Source organism: Rhizobacter sp. (genome assembly GCA_021153565.1).
In the GTDB taxonomy this organism is placed as follows: domain Bacteria; phylum Pseudomonadota; class Gammaproteobacteria; order Burkholderiales; family Burkholderiaceae_C; genus Albitalea.
Genome location: JAJKJU010000176.1, coordinates 31,723 through 50,169 on the forward strand (window position 1 = coordinate 31,723; position 18,447 = coordinate 50,169).

Consider the following 18,447-nt stretch of genomic DNA (forward strand, 5'->3'; position numbering starts at 1 on the left):
GGTCCGCCTGATCGCACAGCAGTACGGCGTGGCGCTCAGCGTGGCCGAGGTGTGCGAATGCGGCACCTTGCGCGCGGTGGGCCAGCGCGTCAACGCGGCGCTGGCCTCGCGAGCGACGGCGGGGGAAGGGCGTGCGGCCGACGAGGTGCTGGCCTGCGTGCGGCACAGCCTCGCCGTCGAACTCGACCGGCCGGAAGCCGACCTGGAAGACGACACGCCGTTCCTCGAACTGGGGCTGGATTCGATCACCGGCGTCACCTGGACGCGCAAGCTCAACACGCACTTCAAGCTCTCGCTGTCGGTGGCCAAGGTGTACAGCCACCCGACGCTGAGGGCGCTGGCTGCCCACATCGCGGTATCGACCGCGAAGCTCATCCCGGGGGTCGCCGGGCAGGAGCCGAATGGCAAGGCGCCGGTTCATGCGGGGAAGGCCGAGGCGGCGCCCGCACCTGCACCCGCGCAGCCCGGGGACGCCGTGCCGGGCGATGCGGTGGCACCGGTGGCTGCCGTGTTGCGCCGCCTGTTGGCGCAGGAGCTGGATGCCGACGAGCGCGGCATCGACGATGCCATGCCGTTCCTGGAGCTGGGTCTGGACTCGATCACTGGCGTCACCTGGATGCGCAAGATCAACACCCGCTTCGGCCTGGCGTTGTCGGTCGCCAAGGTCTACAGCCATTCGACCATCGCCGGGCTGGCGGCGTTCATCGTGCAGCAGGGCGTGAGTGCCGGCCCGCCGGAGGCGACGCAGCGGCCTGCCGCCGCACCAGGCGCGCGGGCTGCACCCGCATCCCCGGCATCGCAAGCCGGGCCGCCTGCGCTGCAAGCGGCACCAGGGCCGGCCTTGTTCGCGCAGGCGCCGCCCGTGCCGGCCGGCATCGCGGTGATCGGCATGTCAGGCCAGTTCCCGATGGCCGACGACCTGGAAGCGTTCTGGCAGAACATCCTCCAGCGCAAGGACTGCGTCAGCGAGGTGCCGGCATCGCGCTGGCGCATCGACCGGCATTTCCAGTCCGGCGCGCCGCGGCCCGGCAAGTCGTACAGCAAGTGGATGGGCGTGCTCGATCGCGCGGCCGAGTTCGACCCGCTGTTCTTCAACATCTCGCCGGCCGAGGCGCAGTTCATGGACCCGCAGCAGCGCCTGGTGCTGCAGCAGAGTTGGCATTGCATCGAGGATGCCGGCGGCGACCCCGATCGCCTGGCCGGCACCGCCTGCGGCGTCTTCCTCGGCTGCTCGTCCAACGGCTACGGTGAGCAGGTCGACGAGCGCGACTGGAACGCGCACCAGAACCTGGGCAGCAACAGTGCCATCCTGGCCAGCCGCATCGCCTACTTCCTGAACCTGCGCGGGCCCTGCCTGTCGATCGACACCTCGTGCTCGTCCTCGCTGGTGGCCATCGCCAGCGCCTGCGACAGCCTCTTGCTGGGCGAGAGCGAGGTCGCGCTGGCCGGCGGCGTGTGGGTGATCCCCGGACCGGGCGTGCACGTTGCGATGAGCCAGCTCAACGCACTGTCGCCCGATGGTCGCTGTCGCGCCTTCGACGACCGCGCCAACGGCTTCGTACCGGCCGAGGGTGTGGGCTTCCTGATGCTGAAGCGGCTGTCCGATGCGCAACGCGACGGCGACCGCATCCATGCAGTCATCGCCGGCTGGGGCGTCAACCAGGACGGCAAGTCCAACGGCATTACCGCGCCGAACGGCGACGCCCAGGCGGCGCTGCAGGAGCGGGTGTACCGGCGTTTCGGCATCGACCTCGCGGACATCGACCTGGTGGAGGCGCACGGCACCGGCACCTCGCTGGGCGACCCGGTGGAGGTGGATGCACTCACCGCGAGCTTCCGGCGTTTCACGCCGCGGGTGGGCGACTGCGCGCTCGGCTCGGTCAAGAGCAACATCGGGCACACCGCCAGCGCCGCCGGCGTGGCCAGCGCGCTGAAGGTGATCCTCGCGCTGAAGCACCGGGTCCTGCCGCCCACCGCGCTGTTCGAGCGGATGAACCCGCACATCGACCTGTCTTCGACGCCGTTCCGGGTGCAGGCCGGGCCGGCGCCCTGGGCCGGCCGGGGCCGGCCCCGCATGGGGGTGGTCAACTCCTTCGGCTACAGCGGCACCAATGCGCACCTGGTGATCGCCGAGGCGCCGCTGCAGCCGCCGATGCAGGCCCCGCAGGGCGAGTGTCTGGTGGTGTTGTCGGCGCGCACTGCCGCGCAGTTGAAGGAGCAGGCGCAGCGCTTGTCGGCGCACCTCGAACGCCATGCGGACGTCGCCCTCGGCGACCTGGCCCACACCCTGTTGCACGGACGCAAGCACTGGCGCCATCGCCTGGCGGTCGTCGCGGGCGACCTGGCGCAGCTGCAGCGTTCGCTGCGCGCGTGGCTGGACCAGGGCAGCGACCCGGCCGTGTGCCAGGGCGAGGCCCAGCCGGGCCAAAGCGGCGCTGCCGTCGAGACGCCGGGGCTGTCCGAGGCCGCGCAGCAGTACGTGCGCGGCGCTTCCCTGCGTTGGGAGGCGCTGTTCCCCCACGGCCGGCAGCGGCTGCTGAGCCTGCCGGGCTATCCGTTCTCGCGCGAGCGGCATTGGCTGCCCTTGCATCCGCTGCTGCACCGCGACGAATCCACTGCGTCGCAGGCGCGGTTCAGCGCAACCTTCGATGGCACGGAAAGCTTCCTGGACCACCATCGCGTGCAGGGCGAGAAGGTGCTGCCCGGCGCCGCCTATCTCGAGATGGCGCGCGAGGCGGTGGCCCGTGTTCACGGTGAGGAAGCGGTGGCCCGCATGCAGCTGCAGGACCTGGTCTGGCTGCGGCCAGCCACCTGCCGTGCGGGCCTGGAGCTGGCGGCCACACTGACGCCCCAGGCCGAGGGGCTGCTGGGCTTCGAGGTCACGGCCCAGGGCGGGGAGGGGCAGCCCTTGCTGCTGTGCCAGGCCCGCGTCCGGCTCGACGCCGGGGTGATGCCCCGGCCGGTCGACCTGCAGGCATTGCGCGAGCGCTGCCGCGAGCCGCTGATGCCAGCCGAGGATTTCTATGCGCTGTACGCCGCGGCCGGCATGGCGTACGGCCCGGCGCACCGCAGCGTCGTGCGCCTGCTCCAGGGCCGCGGGGCGCAGGGCCAGCCCGAGGTGCTGGCGGAGATTGCGCTGCCGGCGACTGTGCAGGGGCATCGCCACGGCCTTCATCCCAGCCTCGTCGACGGCGCACTGCAGGCCACCGTGTGCCTGGGATGGACCGCGCAGTCGCCGGCGGCATCGCAGCCGGCGCTGCCCTTCGCCCTCGGCGGGCTGCAAGTGCTCGGTGCGACGCCGTCACGCGTGTACGCCTGGATCCGGCCTTCGACGGCCGGTCGTGTCTCCGGGGCGGTGCACAAGCTCGACATCAGCCTGTGCGATGAGCAGGGCCGGCTGTGCGCCGAACTGAGCGGCCTCAGCGTGCGCGCCCTCGCGCGTGGCGAGCAGCCTGCGACCGGGCCCACGCCGGTGTCGCGGGCCGCCGTGCCTGTGGCCGCTGCGCCGCAAGTGGCCACGGCTTCGGGGGCACCGCGCCCGGCGCAAGTCGGCGACCGCGCCTTGCACTACTTCCGGCAGCAATTGGCGGTGGCGCTGAAGCTGTCGGTCGGCGAACTCGACGTCGATGCGCCGATGGAGCGCTACGGCATGGATTCCATCATGGCGATGGAACTCACCCGGCACCTGGAGGAGAGCTTCGGCCCGCTGCCCAAGACCCTGTTCTTCGAGGTGCAGACCCCGCGTGCCCTGGCCGAGTATTTCGTCGCCGAGCATCCGCAAGTCCTGCAGCAACTGCTCGGCGAGGGCGTGCCGGTGGAGCCGCCGGCGCTGCCCGCTGGGCCTGTGGAATGGCCCGACACCTCGGTGCCGGCGCCGCAGGCCGCATGGACGAGTCCGGCGCCTGCTGGCCATGCCGACATTGCCGTGGTCGGCATCGGCGGGCGCTATCCGCAGGCGCCCACGCTGCAGCAGTTCTGGGAGAACCTGCGCTCGGGACGCGATTGCATCACCGAGGTGCCGGCCGAGCGCTGGGACCACGGCCTGTACTTCGACCCCGACAAGGGCGCTGCCGGCAAGAGCTATTGCAAGTGGGGCGGCTTCATCGAGGGCGTGGACGAGTTCGATCCCTTGTTCTTCAACATCTCCCCGCGCGAGGCCGAGTATCTCGACCCGCAGGAGCGCCTGTTCCTGCAATGCGTGCACGAGACGCTGGAGGACGCGGGCTACACCGGCGAGTCGCTCGGACGCCAGAGCCGGCAGGCCGGCGCGTCGCAGCTGCACCGGGTGGGCGTGTTCGTCGGCGTGATGTACGAGGAGTACCAGCTCTACGGCGCACAGGCCCAGGCGCGCGGCCAGGCGGTGGCGCTGGCCGGCAGCCCCTCGTCGATCGCGAATCGCATCTCCTACTTCTTCAACTTCCACGGCCCTTCGATGGCGGTGGACACGATGTGCTCGTCGTCGCTCACGTCCATCCACCTGGCCTGCATGGCGATCCGCAGCGGCCAGTGCGACGCGGCGATCGCCGGCGGCGTGAACGTCACCGTGCATCCCAACAAGTACCTGATGCTGAGCCAGGGGCGCTTCGCCTCCAGCCTCGGGCGCTGCGGCAGCTTCGGCGCCGGCGGCAACGGATACGTGCCCGGCGAGGGCGTGGGCGCGCTGCTGCTCAAGCCCCGGGAGCGTGCACTGGCCGACGGCGACCACATCCTTGGCGTGATCCGCGGCAGCGCGCTCAACCATGGCGGCAAGACCAACGGCGTGTCCGTGCCCAGCCTCGTGGCACAGGGCCAGGTGATCGCGGCCGCGCTGCGCGAGGCGGGCGTGTCGCCTGCGGAACTGAGCTACATCGAAGCGCACGGCACCGGCACCTCGCTGGGCGATCCGATCGAGATCGCCGGCCTGATGAAGGTTTTCCAGCCCGCGGGCGCCGGCCAGCCGGCGCAACGCTGCGCCATCGGCTCGGTGAAGTCCAGCATCGGCCACTGCGAAAGCGCCGCCGGCGTCGCGGGGGTGACGAAGGTGCTGCTGCAAATGCAGCACCGCCAGCTCGTGCCCAGCCTGCATTCGCAGACCCTGAACCCCCACATCGACTTCGACCGCACGCCGTTCGCCGTGCAGCAGCAGTTGCAGCCCTGGGAGCCGCCGGTGCGCATCGGTGAGGACGGCCAGCCCGTGGCGTGCCGCCGCATCGCCGGCGTGTCCAGCTTCGGAGCGGGCGGCTCGAACGCCCACGTCATCATCGAAGAGCATGTGGAGGATCCGTCGGAGGCCTGGCGCCGTGCGCGCTGGCAGGGCCGGCCGGCGGCCATCGTGCTGTCGGCACAGGACGCGCGGGCCCTGGTCGAGCGTGCCCGGCGCCTGCTGGCGCGGCTTCCGGATCTGCCCGGGGACGCGCTGCACGACCTGGCCTTCACCTTGCAGGTGGGCCGCGACGCGATGAAGGAACGGCTCGCGTTCGTGGTCGGATCGCTGCAGGAACTCGCCGCCCGCCTGCAGGCCTTCGTCGACGAGCCCCAGCGGATCCAGGGCATCGCCGCCGCCTGGCGCGGCACGGCCGAGGCCGGCCACGAGGCGTGGTCGGCCTTTGCCGGCGACGAGGAACTGCAGGAAGCGGTGCACAAGTGGCTGCAGCGCGGCAAGTACGAGAAGCTGCTGAACCTGTGGGTGCAGGGCCTGCGCGTCGACTGGCTGCAGCTCTACGGCCCGGACGCGGGCATGCGGCGGCTGAGCCTGCCCGGCTATCCGTTCGCGAAGGAGCGTTGCTGGTTCGAGGCCGCAACGGCCGGCGCTCCGTCGACGGCCGCCGCGGCCGTGCTGCACCCGCTGCTGCATCGCAACGACTCCACCGCCTTCGAGTTGCGGTTCAGCAGCACCTTCGATGGCTCGGAGCCGTTCCTGCGCGATCACGTGGTCAACGGGCAGCGCGTGCTGCCCGGCGTCGCGCACCTCGAGATGGGGCGCGAGGCGATGGCGCGCTGCCTGGATGCCGGCGAGCGGTCGCGCGTGACGCTGTCCGGCGTGACCTGGCTGCGGCCTGCGATCGTCACGCAAGGTGCGCTGGCGCTGCGCGTGAAGGTACAGGCGCAGAGCGCCTCGCAGGCGAGCTACCAGGTGCTGGCGATCGGCGCCGATGGCGTGGAGACCCTGTGCAGCCAGGGCCAAGGCGTGCTGGCGTCTGCCGACGAGCCGGCGCCGGGGGTGGACCTGGTCGCAGTGCGAGCGGAGTGTGCCGATGCGGTGCATCCGGCGGACGCGGTGTACGCGCTCTATGCCGGCCTGGGCCTGGCCTACGGGCCGGCGCAGCGTGCTATCCGGCAACTGGCAGTCGGCAAGGACGGCCGCGGCCGTCCGCAGGCCCTGGCAGTGCTGGCATTGCCGAGCACCTGGAAGTCGGACGACGGCTTCGGCCTGCACCCCAGCCTGCTGGACGGCGCCTTGCAAGCCACGATCGGGTTGGTGCTCGGCGAGGCGACCGGAAAACCGGCAGCCTTGCCGTTCGCGATCGACCACCTGGCGATCCATGCGCCGCTGCCCCACAGCTGCCTGGCCTGGGTGCGCCTTGATGCCGATGCGGTCGTGGAGGGGACCGGCGGCAAGGTCGACATCACGCTGTGTGATGAGGCCGGCCGCGCCTGCCTCGACGTGAAGGGCTTGGTGTCGCGCCCGGTGCGCGAGTCGGCCGCGGCCGGCCGGCCCGGCGACGACGAAGGCCTGATGCTGATGCGACCGGTGTGGGAGGCGCGGCCTCTCGATCCGGCCTCGCCGGCGGGCGGGGCGCCGCGTTTCGGCGCCCGCCATGTGATGGTCGTGGGCCGGCTGGCGCAGGCCTGGCAGGCCGGCTGGCGGTCCGCCCTGGGCGACGGCATCGGCTGCGACCTGGTGGACACCAGCGCGCTGGACCTGCCTGAGGCCTACCAGCAGGCTGCCGTCGCCGCCTTCGAGCGCGTGAAGGTTTTGTTGCAAGGCCGGCCGCGGCAGGAGGTGCTGCTGCAACTGGCGGTGGTGGGCGGGGCGACGCAGGAGGACGCCTGCTTCGGCGGCCTCGCGGCCTTGCTGCGCAGCGCCGCGAAGGAGAACCCCAAGCTGGTGGTGCAAAGCCTGTTGTGCATGGACACCCCCGACCCGGGCGCGCTGGTGCAGCGCCTGGCCGATGAGGCGCAGCAGGCCGACGAGGCCGAGTTGCGCATCGACGGCGGCGTGCGCGAAGTGCGGCGCCTGGCGTCGATGGATCATCTCCTCCAGGCTCCGCCCACCCTGCCGTGGCGCGAGGGCGGTGTCTACCTCGTCACCGGCGGCACGGGCGGGCTGGGCCTGGCGGTTGCCGAGTCCATCGCCCGGTCGACTGCGGGGGTCACGCTGGTGCTGACCGCGCGATCCGCACCGGACGACGCGCGGCGTGACGCACTCGACGCGCTGCGCCAGCTCGGCGCCAAGGTGGAGTTCCTGCCGCTGGACGTCTGCGACGGCGAGGCGGTGCACGGCCTGGTGCACCAGGTGCAGCAGCGCCATGGCGCGCTGGCCGGCGTGGTCCATGCCGCCGGTGTGCTGAGGGACAACTTCGTCATCCGCAAGTCCGCCGCCGAGTTGCAGCAGGTGCTGGCCCCCAAGGTGCAGGGCCTGGTGCACCTCGACCGGGCCACGGCCGGACAGCCGCTGGATTTCCTGGTGTGCTTCTCGTCGATGACGGGCCTGTTCGGCAACGCAGGCCAGGCCGACTACTCGGCCGCCAATGCCTTCATGGACGCGTACGCCGCGCAGCGCAACCGCCTCGCCGCCCAGGGCCTGCGTCAGGGTGTGTGTCTGTCGGTGAACTGGCCGCTGTGGGCCGAGGGCGGCATGCGTGTCGACGAGACGACGCTGGCGCGCATCCGCGAGACGGGCCTGGTGCCGCTGCAACGCGAGGACGGGCTGCGTGCGCTGGCAGCCGGGTTGCAGGCCTTGAGCACGCAGCCCGAGGCCGGCCAGCTGCTGGTGGTGCCCGGCCGGCGCAGCGTGCTGTCGCAGCTGCTGGCGCCCTGGATGGCGGCGGCGGGGCAGCACGAGGCCGCCCTCCCGTCGCAGCGGAAGGTGCCCGTGCAGGCGCCGGCGGAAGTGCCGATGCCCCCGCAGTCGTCGAACGACACCGGCGACGCAGCGCTGCTGGACCGCGCGGTGCGCTTCTTCCGGCAGGCGCTGTCGCAGGCGCTGAAGCTCGACGTCGCGCGCATCGACCCCGACACGCCGCTGGAGCGCTACGGCATGGACTCGGTGATCGCGATGAACATCACCGGCGAACTGGAAAAGACCTTGGGGCCGATGTCGAAGACGCTGTTCTTCGAAGTGCAGACGCTGCGAGCACTGGCCGAGCAACTGCTCGGCACGCATCGCGAGGCGCTGGCGGGCTTGCTGGGCCAGCCTGCGGTGGCCGCTGCGGCACCGGCGGCCGTGCCCCCCGAGCCGGTTGTTCGCTCGCTCCTGCGCGCCTCGCCGCAGCCGAATGCCCAGTTGCCGGCCGCCGCCGCGCCCGGCGCGCAGCATGCCGACATCGCCGTCGTCGGCGTGGCGGGCCGCTACCCACACTCGGCGACGCTGGAGCGCTTCTGGCACAACCTTCGCGACGGCGTGGACTGCATCGACGAGGTGCCTGCCGAGCGCTGGGACCATCGCCAGTTCCTGGACGACGACCGCGACGCACCCGGCAAGACCTATGGCCGCTGGGGCGGCTTCCTGGAGGGTGTGGACCAGTTCGATCCGCTGTTCTTCCAGGTGTCGCCGCGCGAGGCCGAGGCCATGGATCCGCAGCAGCGCCTGTTCCTCGAGACCGTGTGGGAACTGTTCGAAGGCTGCGGCGTGACGCAGGCGCGGCTGGAGAAGCAGTACGCGCGGCGGGTCGGCGTGTACGTCGGTGCCATGTACCAGATGTACCGGGCCGGCGAGAGCGACGTCGTGCGCCATGCGCTGACGTCGGCGGCCTCGTTCAACCTGATCGCCAACCGGGTGTCGTACTTCTTCGGCCTGGAAGGGGCCAGCGTCGCGCTCGACACCATGTGCTCGTCGTCGACGCAGGCGATCCACCAGGCCTGTGTGGATCTGGCGCGGGGCGACTGCCTGCTGGCCGTGGCCGGCGGCGTGAACCTCACGCTGCATCCCGACAAGTACCTGGCGCTCGGCATGGGGCAGTTGCTCGGCAGCAGCCGGCAGTCGCGCAGCTTCCTCGACGGCGATGGCTACCTGCCGTCCGAGGGCGTGGGTGCCGTGCTGCTGAAGCCGCTGGCCGCCGCCTTGCGCGACGGCGATCCGGTTCTCGGCGTGATCAAGGGCAGCGCCTCGCTGCATGGCGGCCGCGCCAACCGCTTCATGAACCCCAGCTTCAAGACGCAGGTGCAGGTGATCGAGCGCTGCCTGGAGCGCGCCGGCGCCGCACCGCAGACCATCGGCTACATCGAGGCAGCGGCCAATGGCTCGGCGCTGGGCGACTCGATCGAGCTGCGTGCGATGGCGCAGGTGTTCGGCGCGTCGGCCGAGCCGGTCCTGCTGGGCTCGGTGAAGTCGAACGTCGGCCATCCGGAGTCGGCCTCGGGCATCGCCCAGCTCACCAAGGTGCTGTTGCAGCTGAAGCACGGGCAGGTCGCGCCGCTGCTGCTCGACGGGCCTCGCAACCCGAACCTGGATCTTGCGCAGACGCCGCTGCGGCTGTGCGAACGCCTCACCGAATGGCGCCCGCGCCAGGTGGACACCGGGCACGGCCTGCGGGAGGTGCCGCAGCGCGCGCTGATCAACTCGGTGGGCGCGGGCGGCAGCCACGTCTGCCTGGTGGTGGAGGCACCGCCTGCGTTGCCGACCCCGGTGCCGCAGGCCGCCGCGCCCGCGCAGCCGCAGCTCATCGTGCTGTCCGCCAAAACAGCGACGGCGCTGAGGGCGGTCGCGCAGCGCCTGCTGGCACACCTGCAGGCCGCAGAGGCGCCCGCGCTGGCGGACGTGGCCTGCACGTTGCAGGTCGGCCGCGAGGCACTGGCCTGCAGGCTGGCCTTCGTCGCCGCCTCGGTGCCGCAGTTGTGCGAACGGCTGCAGGCTTGGCTGGCGGCCGGCGAGGGTCGGGGCGAGCCCGTGTCGGGCACCTTCCATGCAGGCCACGCCGAGGAAGACCGGCCTTTGCTCGACGAGCTGTTGTCGGGCCCGCACGCCGCGCAGTATGTGGCTGCGCTGGTCCGCGACGCGGACCTCGCGCGCCTGGGCGCCTTCTGGGCCAAGGGCGGCGCAGTGCCGTGGGACGAGTTGCTGCGCACGGGCCGGCCCGTGCTGCAGGCGCTGCCCACGTACCCGTTCGAACGTCGGCGATGCTGGCTCGATTCGTCGCTGCCGTCCGTCGGCGACGTGGCGGACTTGGCGGACGCGACGTCCGCGGGTGAAGCCGCTGCATCGCAGTCGGCCGATGGGCCCGATTCGCAGGCCGCGGGCCCTGGTGCCGCCGCTGCGGAGATCGAGCGCTTCATGGCCGAGTTCATCGCCTCCACCCTGGGCGTGCCCGCGCCGCAGGTGCCGGTGGACCGCGACCTGCAACACCTGGGCGTCGATTCCATCGTGTGGGCGCGCCTGCAGCGTGCGGTGCACAAGCGCTTCGGGATGCGGCTCAGTGCGCGGGACATCACCGAGGCCAACGCCATCGCGCCGCTGTCGCGACGGCTGGTGCAGCGGCACGTCACGGAGCCGGACGCGCCCGGGGCGCAGGTGCCCGCATCGCCGCCTCCGCCGCCCGCGCCCGAGGCCGCCACGCTGCAGCCCGGCGACATGGACGCCCTCAAGCGAATGGCCCTGGAGCGGTTCAAGCTGGGACAGCTGGACCTCGAGGCCGTGAAGAACCTGATGAACGAAGGAATGGTTGCATGAACAAAAACGAGAACGAGATCCTGGCCGGCTTCAAGCAAGGCCGCTACAGCGCGGAGAAGGTGCTGGAGTTCTACCGGACGCGCGCGGCGGCCGAGCCGCAGCGCCTGCCACTGTCGGAAGGCCAGAAGGGCCTGTGGCTGCTGCACCAGCTGGACCCGCAGTCCGACATCTACAACGTACCGGTGTGCCTGCGCGTGAAAGGCCCGCTGCGGGCCGACGTGTTGCGCCGCGCGGTCGAGCATGTGCTCGCCATGCACCCGCAGCTCACGAGCCGGGTGCAGGAGCACGACGGCGAGCCTTGGCTGGTGCAGCGCGGCGGGCAGGCCGAGTTCGTCCACCAGCCGCTGGAACTGCCGTCCGGGCAGCTGCCGGCCTTCCTGAAGGCCGAGGCCCGGCGGCCCTTCGACCTGGGCGCCGTGCTGCACCGGGTGCGGCTGTTCGCCGTCGCGCCCGACGAGCACGTGCTGCTGCTCGTGTTCCACCACCTGGTGTTCGATGGCGCTTCCGCGCCGGTCCTGCTGCGCGACCTGATGGCCAGCCACGAGGCCCTGGCCGAGGGCCGGCCCTTGCCCTCGGTGGTGGACAGGGCCAACGACTTTCCGGCCTGGGAGTCGGATTTCCTCGCGAGCGAGGAAGGCGAGCGCTGCCGCGGGCATTGGCGCCGCGTGCTGGGCGGCGCGCAGGCGCTACCGGTGCTCACGCTGGACATCGAGCGTGCCGCCCCCGGGGCCCGGCCGCAAGGCGCCACCTGGTGCAGCCTGCTCGACGGCGACGCGAAGGCCGCGGCCGGCCGGTTCTGCCAGGCCCAGGGCGTGCAGCCGGCGGTGTTTTTCCTGGCGGTCTATCAACTGCTGCTGCAACGCTACTCGGGCCTGTCGGACATCATCGTCGGCGTGCCCTCGATGGGCCGGCCGGACCTCGACTGGGCCGACTCCGTCGGCTACTTCGTCAACATGATGCCGGTGCGCCAGGTCGTCGATGGGCAGAAGGACTTCGCGTCCCACCTGCGCGAGCTGAAGCTCGCGATGGCCGATGCGATGGACCATGCGGCCTATCCCTTCCCGTGCATGGTGAAGGACCTGAACCTGCCGTCAGGCAGCAGCAGTGCGTCGCCGGTGTTCCAGGTGGCCTACACCTTCCAGAACAAAAACATGATGTACCTCGCGGCCGACGGCCAGGCGAGGCCCGCGCTCGGCCAGGCGGTGGAGTTCATCGACGAGGTGTCTCAGGAGGGCGAGTTCAAGCTGTTGCTCGAGGTCTGCGAGCACCCCGACCGCTTCCAGCTGTGCTTCAAGTACGACGCGCAGCGCTTCTCCGCGGACGACATCGAGCGGCTGGCCGGCCACTACCGTGTGCTGATGGAAGGGCTGCTGGCGGCGCCGGCCAGGCCGGTCGGCTCGCAGGCCATGGTGTCCGAGGCGCAACGGCGCGAGCTGCTGGCGCTGTCTGCCGGCCCGGTGCGCGCCTACAGCGGGCACGCCTGCCTGCACCAGCTGTTCGAGCGCATGGTGCAGCGCCATGGCGAGCGCCCGGCGCTGGTCGACGGTGAGGGCCGGCTGAGCTATGCCGAACTGAACCAGCGCGCCAACCAGCTGGCCCACCGCCTGCGCCGCCACGGCGTGGGGCCGGACACCGTGGTGGGTCTCTTCATGGAGCGCTCGCTGGAGATGGTGGTGGGCTTGCTGGGCATCGTGAAGGCCGGGGGTGCCTACCTGCCGCTGGAGCCTGGGTATCCGGAGGCGCGCATCGCCTACATGCTGCAAAACTCGGGCGCCCGGCTCGTGCTGTGCCAGCCGAAGGCCGCGGCCGGCCGCTGGGCCGATGCGGTGCAGCGGCTGGACGTGGACCTGGGCGCCCAGGGCGCGCCGGCGTCGGACTTCTTCGCCACCGAGCCGGACGCCGACATCGCGCCGCGCGACATCGGCCTGGATTCGCGCCACCTGGCCTACGTGATCTACACCTCCGGCTCCACCGGGCAGCCCAAGGGCGTGATGATCGAGCACCGCGCGGCGGTGAACCGCATCGAGTGGATGCAGGACGAGTACCGCCTGGACGGCTCCGACGTCGTGCTGCAGAAGACGCCGTTCAGCTTCGACGTCTCGGTGTGGGAGTTCTTCTGGCCGCTGCTGGCCGGCGCCCGGCTGGTGATGGCGCCGCCGGGCGTGCACCGCGATCCCGGCCGCCTGCTCGCCCTGATCCGCGAGGCGGGTGTCACCACGCTGCACTTCGTGCCGCCGATGCTCGAGTTGGCGGTCGCCGAGCCCGGCTGGTCGGCCTGCACGACGCTGCGGCGCATTTTCTGCAGTGGCGAGGCGCTGCCGCCGGAGCTGCCGCAGCGGCACCACGCGCTGAACCCGGCACCGCTGTACAACCTGTACGGCCCCACCGAAGCGGCGATCGACGTGAGCCACTGGCCCTGCCCGCGGGACCATGCGGGCGGCGTGGTGCCGATCGGCAAGCCCATCCAGAACATCCAGCTCTACGTGCTCGACGACCAGCGGCAGTTGCAGCCGCCCGGATGCGCCGGCCAGCTCTACATTGCCGGCGACGGCCTGGCGCGCGGCTACCTGAACCGGCCGGAACTCAGCGCGCTGCATTTCATCGACAACCCGTTCGGCGGTGCACGGTCGCGCATGTACGGCACCGGCGACCTGGTGAGGTGGCTGCCGGACGGCCAGCTCGAGTTCCTCGGCCGCATCGACGGCCAGGTGAAGATCCGCGGCCATCGCGTTGAACTCGGCGAGATCGAGGCCGCGCTGGCCCAGCACCCCGACGTGCGCGCCTGCGTCGTGCTGGCGCGCCGCGATGCCGGTGGCCAGCAGCTGGCCGCCTACGTGGTGCTGGCCGAGGGGGCGCAGCCGCAGGGCTGCCAGGCACGGCTGGCGCAGCACCTCTCGGGCCTGCTGCCCGACACCATGGTGCCCAGCGCCTTCGTCGTGCTGCCGGCCTTGCCGCTCACCTCGAACGGCAAGATCGACCGCGCGGCCTTGCCCGCGCCGGACCTGCAGGCGCTCGCGCGCAGCGAGCACGTGGCGCCGCGCAGCGACACCGAACGCCGGCTGCAGCAGGCCTGGGCCGCGCTGCTCGGACTGGACGCGCAGCAGATCGGCATCGGCGACAACTTCTTCGCGCTGGGAGGGCACTCCCTGCTCGTGCCCCGGCTGGCCGCGCGGCTGGCGCAACAGGGGCTGGCCTGCGAGTTGCGCGCGCTGTTCGACGCCCCGACGCTGGCCGACATGGCCGCCGCCATCGAGCGCGGCGGCGCGCAGCAGGCGCAGGCCGTGCCGCCGAGCGCGATCCCCGCGGACTGCGAACGCATCACCCCGGCCATGCTGCCGCTGCTGGCGCTGTCGCAGGAGGAGATCGACCGCATCGTGGCCGCCATTCCCGGCCGCGCCCCCAACGTGCAGGACATCTACCCGCTGGCTGCCTTGCAGGAGGGCATGCTCTTCCACCACCTGAAGGACCACAGCCGAGACCCCTACGTGCTCAGCGGACTGTTCTCCTTCGCGGACCGTGCGTGCCTGGAGCGCTTTGCCCAGGCGCTGCAGTCTGTGATCGACCGGCACGAGGTGCTGCGCACCGCGGTGGTCAGTGCCGGCCTCGCGCAGCCGGTGCAGGTGGTGTGCCGGCAGGCGCGGCTGAAGGTCGATGCCTTGGCCGTCGCGCCCGGCGAGCGTGCCGAGGACGCGGCACGGGCGCGGCTGGCGGGCTCGCAGGCGATGCCGCTGGAGCAGGCCCCGCTGATGCGCCTGAAGGTGGCCGAGGACCGCGACAGCGGCACCTGCTACGCCATCTTCAACATGCACCACCTGATCGACGACGCGACCTCGCTGGGCCTGCTGTTCCACGAACTGGTGGCACACCTGGCGGGCCGGCAGGGCGGGCTGCCGCCGTCCGCGCCGTACCGCGAGTTCATTGCGCGCGCGCAGTCGCAGCAGGAGGATCCGCGTGCCTTCTTCCGCACAGCGCTGGGCGACGTCGAGGAGCCGACCATCGCCTTCAACCTGCACGACGTGCATGGCGACGGCCGGCGCGTGCTGGACCTGCGCCGCGAGGTGGACGGTGCCCTGGGCCGGCAGATCCGTGCTTCGGCTCGCCGCCTGCAGGTCAGCCCGGCAGCGCTGTTCCATGCAGGATGGGCCCTGGTGGCGGCCGCCTGCAGCCAGCGCGACGACGTGGTGTTCGGCACGGTGCTGTCCGGGCGGCTGCAGGGCACGCCGGGCATCGAGCGGATGCTGGGCAACTTCATCAACACCCTGCCGGTGCGCGTCCGGCTGAAAGGCTGCAGCGTTCGCGAGCTGGTGATGGACACCGCGCGCTCGCTGCGCGAACTGATCCGCTTCGAGCAGGCGCCGCTGTCGCTGGCACAGGATTGCAGCGGCGTGGCCCATGGCGTGCCGCTGTTCAACACCATCCTGAACTACCGCCATCTCGAACGCCATGAGCGCATCGACGAGGCGGACCTGGCCGCCTTCGGCATCCGCTCGCTGACCGGCATCCTCGAGCGCAGCAACTATCCGCTGGCGGTGTCGGTGGACGACCTGGGCGATGCCTTCTCGATCGATGCACAGGTCGAGCAGTCGCAGGATGCGGGGCTGGTGATCGACTACGTGCTGCATGCGATGGCCGGCCTGGTGGCCGCGCTGGAAGACGAGCAGGCCAGCGCCCGGCCGGCCACGGAAATCGAGGTATTGCCGCCGGCGCTGCGCGAGCAGGTGCTGCTCGGCTGGAACCGGGCGAGCGACCATGCCGGCCCCCATGGCCTGCACGAGTTGTTCGAGCGCCGGGTCGCGCGCGACCCGCAGGCGGTGGCGGTGGTGTGCGAATCGCGGCAGCTGAGCTATGGCGAACTCAACGCGCAGGCCAACCGCCTGGCGCGCTACCTCGCCTCGGTGGGCGTGGGGCCGGAGTCCCGCGTGGGGCTTTGCGCGCCGCGCAGCGAGCGGCTGCTGGTGGGCCTGCTGGCCATCCTCAAGGCAGGCGGCGCGTATGTGCCGATGGATCCGGACTATCCCGTCGAGCGGCTGAACCACCTGCTGGAAGACAGCGCTCCGCTGCTGATGCTCACCGACGGGCCGCTGGCCGAAGGGCTGGACGCGGGCGAAGTGCCGTGCCTGGACCTCTCGGCCGATGCGAGTCGCTGGGCCGGCCTGCCGGCCGGCAACCTCTCGTCCATGGAAACGGGCCTGAAGCCGCACCACCTGGCCTACATCGTCTACACCTCCGGCTCCACCGGAAAGCCCAAGGGCGTGATGGTGGAGCACTGCAACGTGACGCGGCTGTTCTCCGCCACCGACGCCTGGTTCCATCTCGGCCCGCAGGACGTGTGGACGCTGTTCCACTCGGTCGCCTTCGACTTCTCGGTCTGGGAGATCTGGGGCGCCTGGCTGCACGGCGGCCGGCTGGTCGTGGTGCCGCAGGCGGTGGCGCGCAACCCGCGCGCGTTCTTCGACCTGCTGTGCCGCGAGGGCGTGACGGTGCTGAACCAGACGCCCAGTGCGTTCCGCCAACTCTCGGCGGTGCAGCACGAGCAGGGGCCCGCGCATCGCCTGCGCGTGGTGGTGTTCGGCGGCGAGGCGCTGGAGCTGGCCAGCCTCAAGCCCTGGGTCGAGCGCGAGGCCAATCGCGCGACGCAGCTGGTCAACATGTACGGCATCACCGAGACGACGGTGCACGTGACCTACCGCCCGATCACGCTGGAGGACATCGAGCGCGGAGGCCCCAGCCCGATCGGCCGCCGCATCCCCGACCTGCGCCTGTACCTGCTCGATGCCCAGCGGCAACCGGTGCCGCTGGGCGCGGTCGGCGAACTCTACGTGGGCGGTGCGGGTGTCGCCCGCGGCTACCTGAACCGGCCGGAGCTGAGCGCGCAGCGCTTCCTGGCGGACCCGTTCTGCGGCGTGCCGGGCGAGCGGATGTACCGCTCCGGCGACCTGGGGCGCCAGCTCGCAGACGGCGCCATCGAGTACCTGGGGCGCAACGACCAGCAGGTGAAGATCCGCGGCTTCCGCATCGAGTTGGGCGAGATCGAGGCGCGCCTGGCCGAGCATCCGGCGCTGGACGATGCGCGCGTGGTTGCGCGCGACCATGGCGAGCAGGACAAGCGGCTCGTCGCGTACCTCGTGCCCGGCATGGAGCAGGCCGGCACCGTGCGGCGGCTGGCGCGGCTGCGGCGCACCGAGCCGCAGGCGATGGCACGGCTGTACCACCTGCCCGGCGGGCTGCCGGTGTTCCACCAGAACAAGAGCGAGACGGACTTCGTCTACGACGAGATCTTCACGCACCTGGACTACCTGAAGCACGGCGTGACGCTTCCCGACGGTGCCTGCGTGTTCGACGCCGGCGCCAACATCGGCCTGTTCTCCCTGTTCGTGCACCAGCGCTGCCACGATGCCACCATCCATGCCTTCGAGCCGATTCCCCCGGTGTTCGACACCTTGCGCCTGAACAGCGAACTGCACGGCTGGAAGGGCCGGCTGCACGCCTGCGGCCTGGCCGCGCAGGCGGGCGAGGAGGTCTTCACCTTCTATCGCCACAACACGGTGATTTCCAGCAGCATGACCACCGCGCAGCAGGCGCACGAGGTGGTGAAGTCCTTCCTGATGAACCGGCAGGCCGCCGGCGGTGGAGAGGGCAGCGCAACCGCGCCTGCGGCAGTCAGCGAGACCGACGTCGAGCGGCTGGTCGATGCCCGGCTGGACAGCGAGCAGTTCCGCTGCGCGCTGCGTCCGCTGTCCGATGTCATCGCCGAGAGCGGCGTCACGCGGATCGACCTGCTGAAGGTCGACGTGGAGAACGCCGAGCTTCAGGTGCTGCAGGGCATCCGCGAGCACGACTGGCCCAAGATCCGGCAGCTGGTCGTCGAAGTGCACGACGTGGATGGACGGCTCGCGCTCATCGAGGGCATGCTGGCCTCGCGCGGCTTCCGCGTGTGCCATGGGCAGGACAACCGGCTGCTGCGCGACACGCGGCTGTACAACCTCTATGCGGTGCGCGAGCCGGCCGGGGCGGCAGCGCCCGTTGTCGTTGCGCAGTCCTCGGCGGCGTGGCTGTCGGAGGCAGCGCTGCTGGAGGACGTGCAGGCTCGCCTGCGGGCGGGCCTGCCGGCCCACATGGTGCCGGGGGCCTATGTGCTGCTGGACGAACTACCGCTGACCGGCAACGGCAAGCTCGACCTGCGTGCGCTGCCGGCGCCCGGGACGCAGGCCGGGTGCGCGCCGGATCGCCGCGCACCCGCCACCGAGCTGGAGCGCATGCTGCAGGAGATCTGGTCCGATCTGCTGGAGCTGGAGCCGTCCCGCCTCAGCGCGGACAGCAACTTCTTCGCCTGCGGCGGCCACTCCTTGCTCGTCACCCGGTTGGTGAACCGCATCGCGCAGCGCACCGGCGTCGATCTGCCGATCCAGTGCGCGTTCGAGCTGCCCACGCTCGAACAGATGGCCACCGAGTTGGAGCGCCTGTCGCAATCGGTGCCGGCGGCCATCGCCGACAACGTCGACGCCGTCCTCGCCAGCCTGGCGCTGGTCGAGAACATGTCCGAGGACGAACTGGACTCTTTGCGGATCTGACCCGGGGAA

General features: G+C 71.4%; 2 protein-coding genes (1 of these 2 only partly in view). Both read left to right on the forward strand.

The features are described 5' to 3' along the window. Positions 1 to 10,867 carry the 3' portion of an SDR family NAD(P)-dependent oxidoreductase gene (locus AC30NL_RS10680; protein ID WP_489463983.1) on the forward strand. The gene continues 149 nt to the left of window position 1, outside the view, so the window shows 10,867 of its 11,016 coding nt (coding positions 150-11,016); its start codon lies beyond the left edge, outside the window; the stop codon is at positions 10,865 to 10,867. Further along, the gene (locus AC30NL_RS10685) at positions 10,864 to 18,438 is read left to right on the forward strand and encodes an amino acid adenylation domain-containing protein (protein WP_489463984.1); all 7,575 of its coding nucleotides are present in this window, start codon (positions 10,864 to 10,866) and stop codon (positions 18,436 to 18,438) included. The genes AC30NL_RS10680 and AC30NL_RS10685 overlap by 4 nt, the downstream gene beginning before the upstream one ends. The last annotated feature ends 9 nt before the right edge of the window (positions 18,439 to 18,447 follow it).

Excerpts from the sequence above, each read along its gene's own strand:
- AC30NL_RS10685 (WP_489463984.1), top strand. The coding sequence starts at position 10,864 with ATGAACAAAAACGAGAACGAGATCCTGGCCGGCTTCAAGCAAGGCCGC.